Source organism: Pseudomonas baetica, from assembly GCF_051216495.1.
GTDB classification, from domain to species: Bacteria; Pseudomonadota; Gammaproteobacteria; order Pseudomonadales; family Pseudomonadaceae; genus Aquipseudomonas; species Aquipseudomonas baetica_B.
The window spans coordinates 1-11,323 of the sequence record NZ_JBPKAM010000145.1 but is presented as its reverse complement, the minus strand read 5'-3'; the positions used below and the strand labels follow the sequence as shown (position 1 = coordinate 11,323).

Genomic DNA, 11,323 nt, shown 5'->3' with positions numbered 1-11,323 from the left:
AGCAGGCTCGCTCCCACAGTTGAAACGCATTCCATTGTGGGAGCGAGCCTGCTCGCGAAGAGGCCAACAGCAACGCTGAAGGCCTCAAGGCTCCAACCCGATCCCCCGCAAAATCACACTGGTCACTGTCTGCACCGCCCGCTCGAACTGCATGTCCGACAACGGCTGGTGGTCGTTGAGAATGTTCACCTGGTGATCGAAGTCGGCGTAGTGCTGGGTCGAGGCCCAGATCATGTACAGCAGGCTTGAAGGCTCCACCGGCAGGATGCGTTTGTCGTCCACCCACTGACGAATCTTCGCTTCCTTCATCTTGGCCCAGTCGTACAGGCTCGCATCCAGCGCCGAGCCCAGGGTCGGTGCACCGTGGATGATTTCGTTGGCCCAAACTTTCGAGCCGTAGGGGCGGCTGCGGGAGTGGTTCATCTTGGCGCGGATGTAGCTGCTGAGAACTACCCGCGGGTCGTCGAACATCTCGAAGCACAGCGCGTCCTGCTTCCACACGTCCAGCAGACCCAACAGCACCGCGCTGTACAGCTCGGTCTTGGTGCTGAAGTAGTAATGCAGGTTGGAGCGCGGCAGTTGCACCTCGGCGGCGATGTCGGCCATGGCGGTGCTGCCGAAGCCTTTCTCGGCGAAGACCTTCTCGGCCCCCAGCAGAATTTTCTCGACGTTACTGCGACGAATCTCGATCTTGTGATTGCCCATGAGGGCTCCCTGACAACAACGTTAAACAAGACTAGCACCCGCTCTACCTCGCGGCGACAGGGGGAAAGCAAACTTCGTACATTGATCGTTGCGCGGCTACACTTGCGCCCACATCGAACCTGTCGCCGAGGGATTGAATATGCTCAAGAAAGTCCTGACCGCCGCCACCCTGCTCGGCTCGCTGCTCACCGTTTCATCAGTGTGGGCCCACGCCCATTTGCAAAGCCAGACACCTGCCGCCGACAGCACCGTCAGTGCCCCCGCGGAACTGAGCCTGATCTTCTCCGAAGGCGTCGAAGCCGACTTCTGCAAGGTCACGATCACCAAAGATGGCGCGGACATTCTGGTGAAAAGCCTGGTCACCCAAGGCAGTGATAAAAAGACCCTGATTGCCACGCCGGCGGTGCCCTTGACCGCCGGTGATTACAAGGTCGAATGGCACGTGGTGTCGGTCGATACCCACAAGAGTGAAGGCGCTTACGCGTTCAAGGTTGGCCAGTAATACATGACCAGCGCGATGGTGCTGTGCCGTTTCCTGCATTTCACCGTGGTGCTGATGCTGTTCGGGGCGTGGGTGTTCAGGCCGCTACTGTTGGGGGGGGGTTCTGCACTGAATCAAGCGTTGGATCGCGTCAGCCGCTGGCTGGCGGCCATGGCGCTGGTCAGCGGTGTCGGCTGGCTACTGTTGGTCACCGTTAACATGACCGGTGCCTGGAGCGCAGCACTCGATCCCTCGACGCTGCAACGGGTGCTGGAGCGTACCTTTTTTGGCCAGGTCTGGCGCTGGCACCTGCTGTTCAACGGGCTGTTGCTCGCGTTGCTGCTGACACCGTTACGCACCAACCGCCCTATGCAAATCATCCTCGGCGGTCTGCTCCTGGCGACGCTGGCCCCGGTCGGTCACGGCGCCATGCTCGATGGCCTCCAAGGCCGGTTGTTGATCCTCAATCAACTGCTGCACCTGGCCTGTGTCGGCGCATGGCTCGGTGGCCTGATGCTGCTGGTCATGATCCTGCGGCACCCCGGAGGACACCCTCTCGAAGCCCTGTTGCAGCGTTTCAGCGGAGTCGGTTATGGCCTGGTGGCCGGGTTGCTGATCACCGGCCTGATCAACGTGCGAGTCCTCACCGGGGCCTTCTGGCCGATGCCCTTGTTGTCCGGTTTTGCCGTGATTCTGTTGATCAAGGTTTCACTGGTTGGCGCCATGTTGGGGTTGGCGATATTCAACCGCTTGCGGGTCAGGGACTGCGAGCAGCAGTTGTCGACCTTGCGCGTCAGTGTGACGCTGGAATGGTTGTTGGGGCTTGGTGCCGTGGCGGCGGTCTCTCTGCTCGGCACCTTGCCTCCCATGATTTCGAACTGACCAGCGCAGTCCCCTGTGGGAGCGAGCCTGCTCGCGAATAGCCATCTCACAATCACCCTCGATGTTGCCTGATAGACCGTCTTCGCGAGCAGGCTCGCTCCCACAGGTTCAAAGCCTGCCGCAGGTCGTCGTACAACTTTCCATTGACAACAGCGGAATGCCTCACAAATAATCGCCCCAATGTTGTACGACGACGTATAACAAAAAATAAAAACAAAAAAACAAGGGAACGCCCAGTGAGCAAACTCACCCGCAATCCGTCCGTCCGCAATGCCCGTTCTAGCCTCATCCGCCGTCATTCCTTGAGCATAATCGGTTGCAGCAGCCTGGCCCTCGCCTTGCCCATCGCCGGCCAGGCCGAAGGCTTCACCGATGATGCCAAGGCCACGCTGAACCTGCGCAACGCCTACTTCAATCGCAACTTCGTCAACCCGGCCAACCCTCAGGGCAAGGCAGAAGAGTGGACCCAGAACTTCATCCTCGATGCCAAGTCCGGCTTCACCCAAGGCCCCGTCGGATTCGGGGTGGATGTACTGGGGCTGTACTCGCAAAAGCTCGACGGCGGCAAAGGCACCGGTGGGACGCAGCTGCTGCCGATCCACAGCGACGGCCGCCCTGCTGACAACTTTGGCCGACTGGGCGTGGCCCTCAAGGGCAAGGTGTCGAAGACCGAATTGAAGGTCGGCGAATGGATGCCGGTGCTGCCGATCCTGCGTTCCGACGACGGCCGTTCGCTGCCGCAAACCTTCCGCGGCGCCCAGGTAACCTCCACCGAGATCAGCGGCCTGACGCTCTACGGCGGCCAGTTCCGCCAGAACAGCCCGCGCAACGATGCGAGCATGGAAGACATGTTCATGAACGGCAAAGCGGCGTTCACCTCCGACCGCTTCAACTTCGGTGGCGGCGAATACGCCTTCAACGATAAACGCACCCAGGTCGGCGTGTGGTACGCCGAGCTCAGCGACATTTATCAGCAGCAGTACTTCAACCTGACCCACAGCCAGCCCATGGGCGACTGGACCCTGGGCGCCAACCTTGGCTACTTCATCGGCAAGGAAGACGGCAGCGCCCTGGCCGGCGATCTGGACAACAAGACCGCGTTCGCCCTGCTCTCGGCCAAGTACGGCGGCAACACGTTCTATGTCGGCCTGCAGAAACTCAGCGGCGACGATGTCTGGATGCGCATCAACGGCACCAGCGGCGGCACCCTGGCCAACGACAGCTACAACTCCAGCTACGACAACGCCCGGGAAAAATCCTGGCAGGTGCGCCACGACTACAACTTCGTCGCCCTGGGCATTCCAGGCCTGACCCTGATGAACCGCTACATCAGCGGCGACAACGTGCACACCGGCACCATCACCGATGGCAAGGAATGGGGCCGCGAATCGGAGCTGGCCTACACCGTACAGAGCGGCGTGCTGAAAAACCTCAACGTCAAATGGCGCAACGCGAGCATCCGCAGGGACTTCAGCACCAACGAGTTCGATGAGAACCGGATCTTCATCAGCTATCCGATCAGCCTGTTGTAAACACAAAGCGAATGTGGGAGCGAGCTTGCTCGCGATGGCGGACTGGCAGGCGACATTGATGTTGAATGTGCCGGCCTCATCGCGAGCAAGCTCGCTCCTACAGAGAAAACTGCAATGCGGCATGACCCCCCGTCCATTTCCACCAAAGTCGCGTTGACAATAACCGGGAAGCCTTACGATACTTCAGCAAAGTCGTACGACAACCTACAACGAACCCAATAACAACGACTGTTTGTCCAGGGATTTCCATGACGACCACTTCCACACCCCGCCGCCCCTTCAATCGCCTGCTCCTGACCGGTGCTGCCGGAGGCCTGGGCAAGATTCTGCGCGAAAGCCTGCGCCCCTATGCCAATGTCATTCGCCTGTCGGACATCGCCGATATCGCTCCAGCCATCGATGACCGTGAAGAAGTCGTGCCCTGCGACCTCGCCGACAAACACGCCGTGCATCAACTGGTCGAAGGCGTGGACGCGATCCTGCACTTTGGCGGCGTGTCCACGGAGCATTCGTTCGAAGAGATCCTTGGCGCCAACATCTGCGGCGTGTTCCACATCTACGAAGCGGCGCGCCGTCATGGGGTGAAGCGGGTGATTTTCGCCAGTTCCAACCACGTGATCGGCTTCTACAAGCAGGATGAAGTCATCGATGCCCACTCCCCTCGCCGCCCCGACAGCTATTACGGCTTGTCCAAGTCCTACGGCGAAGACATGGCCACCTTCTACTTCGACCGCTATGGCATCGAGACCGTCAGCGTGCGTATCGGCTCGTCGTTCCCGGAGCCGCAAAACCGCCGGATGATGAGCACCTGGCTGAGCTTCGGCGACCTGACCCAATTGCTCGAACGCGCGCTGTACGCCCCGAACGTCGGCCACACCGTCGTCTACGGCATGTCCGACAACAAGGACATCTGGTGGGACAACCGCTACGCCACCGCCCTGGGTTACGCCCCGCAGGACAGTTCCGAAGTGTTCCGCGAAAAAGTCGAGGCCCTGCCGCTGCCGGCCGCCGATGACCCGGCCAGGATCTATCAGGGCGGTGCCTTCTGCGCAGCCGGCCCGTTCGGTGACTGAGCCCCTAGCTGTCATCGCTTGATCCCGACAACAAAGACCAAGGGTATGAGTTGCCATGCAAGCCGAATTGATTGTCGATGCCCGTAATGCGGTCGGCGAAAGCCCGGTCTGGGTCCCCGAGGAAAACGCCCTGTACTGGGTCGATATTCCCGCCGGGGGCCTGCAACGCTGGAGCGCCGACACCGGGCATGTCGACACCTGGAAAACCCCGGAAATGCTCGCCTGCATCGCCCGCCACCTGGACGGTGGCTGGGTTGCCGGCATGGAAAGCGGGTACTTTCATTTGCAGCCGCGCAATGACGGCAGTCTCGACTGCCAGCTCCTGGCCCATGTCGATCACGCCCGCCCGGACATGCGTCTCAACGATGGGCGCTGTGACCGCCAGGGACGTTTCTGGGCCGGCAGCATGGTGTTGAACATGAGCGCCAATGCCGCCAACGGCACGCTCTATCGCTACAGCGCCGGGCAACGCGGGCCGCTGGCAGCGCAATTAGGTGGTTTCATCGTGCCCAACGGCCTGGGTTTCAGCCCGGACGGACGCACGATGTATCTGTCCGACTCCCACCCGCTGGTGCAACAGATCTGGGCCTTCGACTACGACACCGACAGCGGTACGCCTTCGAACCGTCGAGTCTTCGTCGACATGAATCAATACTGCGGCCGCCCCGACGGCGCCGCGGTGGATGCCGAAGGCTGCTATTGGATCTGCGCCAATGACGCCGGGCTGATTCACCGTTTCACCCCCGACGGCCGTCTCGACCGCTCCCTGGCCATCCCGGTGAAAAAACCGACCATGTGCGCCTTCGGCGGCAGTCGATTGGATACGCTGTTCGTGACCTCGATTCGCCCCGGTGACGACCATGACCCACAGTCACTCGCCGGCGGCGTGTTCGCTCTGGATCCCGGCGTCAAGGGCTTGCCCGAGCCGCTATTTCAGGATCGTTGACTCCTCTCCATGACCATGAAACTGCTCGAACTCAAAGACGATTTCACCCACCTCATCCTCGCCCCCGAACTCGGTGCGAGCATCGTCAACTGGACCGCACGCAGCACTGGACAACCCTTGTTGCGTCACGCCGATGCACAAGCGCTGAACGCCGGGCTGCCCGGCAAACTCGGCTGTTTTCCCCTGGCGCCCTGGTCCAACCGCATTGCCGAAGGTGGTTTCGACTGCCCCGAGGGTTGGCTGGCGCTGGCCCCCAACAGCCTCACCGACCCGTTGCCGATTCACGGCAGCGCCTGGCAGCAGGCGTGGCAGGTGATATCGCAATCAACGGACGAGGTGGTGCTGCAATTGGACAGCACCACCCCCTTCGCCTATCGCGCCCGGCAACGTTTCCATTTGAGCGAAGGTCGACTAAGCATCGAGTTGCATGTCACGCACCTGGCCGAACGTGCGGCATGGCATGGGCTCGGTTTGCATCCCTACTTTCCACGCATGCCGAACACGCGACTCCAGGCCCGGGCCGAACAGGTCTGGTTGTGTGATGCCTCAAAACTGCCAACAGCGCTGAGCAACCTGCCTGCCGACTGGGATTTCCAGCAACCCAAGGGCTTGCCCGAGACATTGGTCGACAACGGCTTTTGCCAATGGAACGGCCACTGCCTGATCCAGCAACCCGACCTGGGTTACGAACTGGAGTGCCGGGCCAGCGGCAGCGAGTACTACCTGCTCTACTGCCCGCCCGGCCTGGATTTTTTCTGCATCGAACCGGTCAGCCACCCGGTCAACGCCCATCACTTGCCGGGAAAGCCGGGGTTGAAGTTGCTTGAGCGAGGTCAGTCGGTTGAACTGACGCTCACCCTGCAATACCACCCCCTGTAGGAGCGAGCGTGCTCGCGATGGTCGTCAACGATAACGTTGACTGCCTGACACCCTGCGGTGCCTGTGCCGCCATCGCGAGCGTGCTCACTCCTACAGGGTGCCCAACAACTGACTCAATACCGCGCGCAGCTTGCCCGGTTTGACCGGTTTGTTCAGCAGCGGTGCGTCGAGCCGTTGCAGCGAGCGCCGGCACTGGTCGGTGCGATCGGCGGTGATAATCACCGCCGGAATTGGCTGGTGGAAATGCTCGCGCAAATGTCGCACCACATCACACCCCACCACGGCATGGTCGAGGTGATAATCCGCCAGAATCAGTTCCGGCGCCCTTCCTGCCAGGGCCGCCAGCGCCGAGGCTTCATCGGTGGCCGTCACTACTTCGCACCCCCACTGCCCGAGCAATGCCCCCATGCTTTCCAGAATGCTCACTTCATTGTCCAGCACCAGCAGACGCCGACCCGGTAGCGGGTTGCCGGTACCCGGCTGGGGCGTGGCCTGGTCGATCGGCAACGGGACTTCATGGGAAAGCGGCACGTCGATACTGAACATCGATCCCCGCCCCGGCAGCGAATGCACGCCGATCCTGTAACCCAGGATTTTGGCAATGCGCTCGACGATGGCCAGCCCCAGTCCCACACCTTTGCGGTCGGCGGCACGGCCGACATCCAGTTGATTGAATTCAAGGAAGATCGAGTCGAGTCTATCCGCCGCGATACCGCGTCCGGTGTCCCAGACTTCCAGGCGGAGAAACTCGCCCCGACGCCTGGCGCCGAGCAGGATGCTGCCTTCCTCCGTGTAGCGACAGGCATTGCTGAGAAAATTGCGCAGAATCCGCGTCATCAGGCGCAAGTCGGTGCTGATGGCGTAATCGCCCATGTGCACCCGCAGCCTCAATCCTGCCGCCTGGGCCACCGATTGGAACTCCGACACCAATGGGCCGAGCAACTCATCGAGGCGGTAGGGTGCGATGTCCGGCTTGACTGCTGACTGATCGAGCCGAGAAATGTCCAGCAGATCGGTGAGCAGGTCTTCGGCCCCTTCCAGCGCCTGGTGCGTGCGCTCGACCAGCACCTGTTCGACCTCCGGTAATTTGCGCTCGCGCAAGGTCGAGATCAGCAATCGTGCGGCGTTCAACGGTTGCAGCAGGTCATGGCTGGCGGCGGCAAGGTATTTGTCCTTGCTGCGGTTGGCGGCTTCGGCGGCATCACGGGCATCGCGCAAGGCCTGGGCGATCTGTTTACGCTGGGTGATCTGCTGCTGCAGGTTGCGGTTGGCTTCAAGCAGTTCATCGGTACGTGCAGTGACGCGTTGCTCCAGTTCGTCATTGAGTTGTTGCAGGCGTTGCTGCGCCAGCTTGCGCTCGGTGATGTCGGCGACAAAGCCCTCCACCAGGCCTTCCTGACCGGGTTTGAGCAACAGGTTCATCAACACGTCCAGGTGGCTGCCGTCCTTGCGACGTAATCGGGTTTCGTAACCGTGCAGGCTGTGCTGCTGCCTGAGAGTGTCGCCGATGCTTTGCAGCTCCTGCACGCCGCCGGCAAACAGGTTGCTGGCCAGATCGTTCAGGGAAAACAACACCTCTTGCGGATCCTGATAGCCGAGCATGCGCGCCAATGCCGGGTTGGCGGCGCGCATGCCGTCTTGCAGGCTGGCCTGGAAAATCCCGTGGACCGCATTTTCAAACAGCCATTTGTAGCGGTTGCGTTCGGCTTCCAGTTCATCGAGACGTGCCGCCAGCTCCGGATAATGACTCTTGCGCGCCGAATGGCTGCCCAGCCCCAGCAACCCGGCCAAGGCCCGTTGTTGTTCGTCAGAGGGCTTCGCCATAGACAACCTCGACATCGCGCTGGCTGGACTCGCGCGGGTTGGTCAGGATGCACGGATCGTCCATGGCGTGTTGCGACAGGAACGGAATGTCCGCGGTGCTGACCCCATGCAGACCGAGGGTTTCGTGAAAGCCGATGGCATGCTTCAGGGCGATCAGGTGCTCGACCAGGCGCCCGCAGATCTGCCGCTGATTCAATCCCCGGCAATCGATACCGAAGGTCTCGGCGATCACCTTGAAACGCTCCGGTGCCGAGCTGTAGTTGAACGCCACCACGTGCTCCACCAGTACAGCGTTGCACAGGCCATGGGGCAAATCGAGAAAGCCCCCCAGACTGTGGGACATGGCATGCACCGCCCCCAGGATCGCATTGGAAAACGCCAACCCGGCCTGCATGCTCCCGAGCATGATTTTCTCACGCAAGGCAATGTCCGTCGGGTTGGCGATCATCTGCACCAGATTGCCATTGATCAGGCGCATGGCCTCCAGAGCATGGGGATCGGTCAGCGGCCCGTGACCGGTGGAGACGAAGGCTTCAATGGCATGCACCAGGGCATCGATGCCGGTACAGGCCGACAGGAACGGATCCATGCTGAGGGTAGTTTCCGGGTCGATCAGGGACACGTCCGGCACCACCGCCTTGCTGACGATGGAGAACTTCATGCGTTCCTGTTGATTGGAAATGATCACGAATTGCGAGACATCCGCCGAGGTGCCGGCGGTGGTCGGAATCAGGATGAGCGGCGGGCTGGGCACGCGGATGGTGTCCACCCCCTCGAATTCGAGGATGCTGCGGCCATGAGCGACGACAATGCCGATGCCCTTGCCGCAATCCATCGGGCTGCCGCCGCCGACGGCAACGATCACATCGCAGTGGTTTTCCCGGTACAGCTCGGCACCGAGCATGACCTCTTCTACCCGCGGGTTGGGCGAGACGGCGCTGTACAGGCAATATTCGATGCCCAAGGCTTGCAGGCTGGCTTCGACATCGGCCACCCAACCGGCGGCTATCACTCCCGGATCGCTGACCACCAGGACCTTGCGTGCACCAAAGGTCTTGGCGTAGTTGCCGACGTTATGCCGGCAGCCGGCACCGAAGATGATTTCAGGCGAGACGAATTTACGCAGTTGGTTGAGACTCTGGCTCATTGGAAAGCCTGTTTTTATTGTTTTGGAAGGTAGCATTCACACTAAAGCATCCGGCTGCGAATGCAATCAGACCAATGGCTGGATGTACTCGCCATTAAACTCGCCACGGGTTTCGTGTGGCTTGGCTTATCCGCGATAGATCAACTGTGAAGCCTTCTCATTGCGCAACGTCAGGTGTTCCATGCCCTGCCCCGGTGCATCGGCTTCTTCGCGGGCCTTGAGGATGACGCCGTGATGCGGCGACTTGCTGCACACCGGGTCGGCATTCCCCGCGTCTCCCGTCAGCATGAACGCCTGGCAGCGGCAGCCGCCCAGATCCTTGTGCTTCTCATCGCAAGAACGACACGGCTCCTTCATCCAGGCATCGCCACGAAAACGGTTGAAGCCGAACGAATCGTTCCAGATGTGCGAGAGACTGTGTTCACGCACATTGGGAAATTGCACCGGCAGTTGCCGGGCGCTGTGGCAAGGCAACGCCGTGCCGTCGGGGGTAATGTCGAGGAACAGGTTGGCCCAGCCGTTCATGCAGGTCTTGGGACGTTCTTCGTAGTAGTCCGGGGTGACGAAGATCAGTTTGCACGGATGGCCCTGGGCCTCGAGGCGCTGGCGATATTCGTTGGTGATGCGCTCGGCGCGCTGCAATTGCTCGCGGGTCGGCAGCAGGCCAACACGATTGAGTTCGGCCCAGCCATAGAACTGGCAGGTGGCCAACTCGACGAAATCCGCTTCCAGTTCCAGGCACAGGTCAATGATCTGCTCGATCCGGTCGATGTTGTGCCGGTGGGTGACGAAGTTCAGCACCATAGGATAGCCCTGGGCTTTAACCGCCCGAGCCATGGACAGTTTTTGCGCGAACGCCTTTCTCGAGCCGGCCAGCATGTTGTTCACCGCTTCGTCGGCGGCCTGAAAACTGATCTGGATATGGTCGAGCCCGGCCAACTTGAAGTCGTGCACCTTTTGTTCGGTCAGGCCGATGCCCGAGGTGATCAGATTGGTGTAGTAACCCATGTCCCGCGCGGCCTTGATCAACTGCACCAGATCCTGGCGCACCAGAGGTTCGCCACCGGAAAACCCCAGTTGCGCGGCGCCCATGTCCCGGGCTTCGCGAAACACCCGGATCCACTCCTCGGTGTTCAACTCTTCGCCATGCCGGGCGAAGTCCAGCGGATTGGAGCAATACGGGCATTGCAGCGGGCAGCGGTAAGTCAACTCCGCCAGCAACCACAGCGGCGGCCCCGGCAGTGCTTCACTCGATCCAGTACTGCGCATGGGCCACCTCCAGAAACGCCAGCACATCCTCGTCGATTCCCGGCACGCCCGGGAAATCCGCCGTCAGCCGATCAATGATTGCCGCGACACTGCGCTCACCATCGAGCAGAGTCAGAATCTGCCCGGCACTGGCATTGAGCTTGACCATGCCTTCGGGGTACAGCAGCACATGGCACGCCTGGCGCGGTTCCCATTGCAGGCGAAAACCCCGGCGCAACGCAGGGGATTGTTGGCGATTGATCAGGCTCACAGGGCGATCCCCCGATGCCAGACCTTGTCACGGGTAACGGTGTGATAAGGCGGGCGCTCCATCTCATAGGCCATGCTCATGGCGTCGAGCATGCTCCACAACACGTCAAGCTTGAATTGCAGGATCTGCAGCATGCGTTGCTGGGCCTCAAGGGTGACGTAATGGGCAAGCGTGATGCGCAAACCGTGCTCGACATCACGCCGCGCCTGGCCGAGCCGCGTGCGGAAATACTCGTAACCGGCCGGGTCGATCCACGGGTAATGCTGCGGCCAACTGTCCAGGCGCGACTGGTGGATCTGCGGTGCGAACAGTTCGGTCAACGAGCTGCTGGCGGC

General features: G+C 61.0%; 11 protein-coding genes and 1 pseudogene. 6 read left to right on the top strand and 6 right to left on the bottom strand.

Annotated elements, in window-relative coordinates:
- Nucleotides 1-84: 84 nt before the first annotated feature.
- Nucleotides 85-705, bottom strand: a complete 621-nt coding sequence (locus tag ACSFE6_RS29025; protein WP_175392045.1) for a TetR/AcrR family transcriptional regulator — start codon at nucleotides 703-705, stop codon at nucleotides 85-87.
- A 139-nt stretch (nucleotides 706-844) separates the two neighbouring features.
- Here ACSFE6_RS29025 and copC point away from each other — a divergent pair, with 139 nt between their 5' ends.
- From copC to ACSFE6_RS28995, 6 genes are all read left to right on the top strand, one after another.
- Nucleotides 845-1,207, top strand: coding sequence for a copper homeostasis periplasmic binding protein CopC (copC, locus tag ACSFE6_RS29020; RefSeq protein WP_435430821.1), 363 nt, complete (start codon nucleotides 845-847; stop codon nucleotides 1,205-1,207).
- Nucleotides 1,208-1,210: 3 nt separating this feature from the next.
- A complete protein-coding gene (copD, locus tag ACSFE6_RS29015) occupies nucleotides 1,211-2,068 on the top strand; it encodes a copper homeostasis membrane protein CopD (RefSeq protein WP_435430820.1) in 858 nt (285 codons plus the stop codon).
- Nucleotides 2,069-2,304: 236 nt separating this feature from the next.
- Nucleotides 2,305-3,600, top strand: coding sequence for an OprD family porin (locus ACSFE6_RS29010; RefSeq protein WP_435430819.1), 1,296 nt, complete (start codon nucleotides 2,305-2,307; stop codon nucleotides 3,598-3,600).
- A 248-nt stretch (nucleotides 3,601-3,848) separates the two neighbouring features.
- On the top strand, nucleotides 3,849-4,673 hold the full coding sequence (locus ACSFE6_RS29005; protein WP_435430818.1) for an NAD-dependent epimerase/dehydratase family protein: 825 nt from the start codon (nucleotides 3,849-3,851) through the stop codon (nucleotides 4,671-4,673).
- Between the two features lie 55 nt (nucleotides 4,674-4,728).
- Entirely contained in the window at nucleotides 4,729-5,619 is an 891-nt protein-coding gene (locus ACSFE6_RS29000) for an SMP-30/gluconolactonase/LRE family protein (RefSeq protein ID WP_435430817.1), read from the top strand.
- Nucleotides 5,620-5,628: 9 nt separating this feature from the next.
- Nucleotides 5,629-6,498 (top strand): aldose 1-epimerase, encoded by an 870-nt coding sequence (locus ACSFE6_RS28995; protein WP_435430816.1) that lies wholly within the window; start codon nucleotides 5,629-5,631, stop codon nucleotides 6,496-6,498.
- 90 nt (nucleotides 6,499-6,588) lie between these two features.
- Here the strand turns inward: ACSFE6_RS28995 and ACSFE6_RS28990 are convergent, their stop codons facing one another.
- The 5 genes and pseudogenes from ACSFE6_RS28990 to ACSFE6_RS28970 all read right to left on the bottom strand — a co-directional run.
- Complete coding sequence (locus tag ACSFE6_RS28990; protein ID WP_435430815.1) at nucleotides 6,589-8,322, bottom strand: PAS domain-containing hybrid sensor histidine kinase/response regulator; 1,734 nt, start codon at nucleotides 8,320-8,322, stop codon at nucleotides 6,589-6,591.
- Complete coding sequence (gene ercA, locus ACSFE6_RS28985; RefSeq protein WP_435430814.1) at nucleotides 8,306-9,469, bottom strand: alcohol dehydrogenase-like regulatory protein ErcA; 1,164 nt, start codon at nucleotides 9,467-9,469, stop codon at nucleotides 8,306-8,308. The genes ACSFE6_RS28990 and ercA overlap by 17 nt, the downstream gene beginning before the upstream one ends.
- 126 nt (nucleotides 9,470-9,595) lie before the next feature.
- The gene (pqqE, locus tag ACSFE6_RS28980; protein WP_435430813.1) at nucleotides 9,596-10,738 is read right to left on the bottom strand and encodes a pyrroloquinoline quinone biosynthesis protein PqqE; all 1,143 of its coding nucleotides are present in this window, start codon (nucleotides 10,736-10,738) and stop codon (nucleotides 9,596-9,598) included.
- Nucleotides 10,716-10,988: a pyrroloquinoline quinone biosynthesis peptide chaperone PqqD gene (gene pqqD, locus ACSFE6_RS28975; protein ID WP_435430812.1), complete on the bottom strand. Its 273-nt coding sequence runs from the start codon at nucleotides 10,986-10,988 to the stop codon at nucleotides 10,716-10,718. Before pqqD ends, pqqE begins: the two co-directional genes overlap by 23 nt.
- Nucleotides 10,985-11,323 (bottom strand): annotated as a pseudogene (locus ACSFE6_RS28970) (pyrroloquinoline-quinone synthase PqqC); the annotation flags it as partial. The gene pqqD and the pseudogene ACSFE6_RS28970, both read right to left, overlap by 4 nt.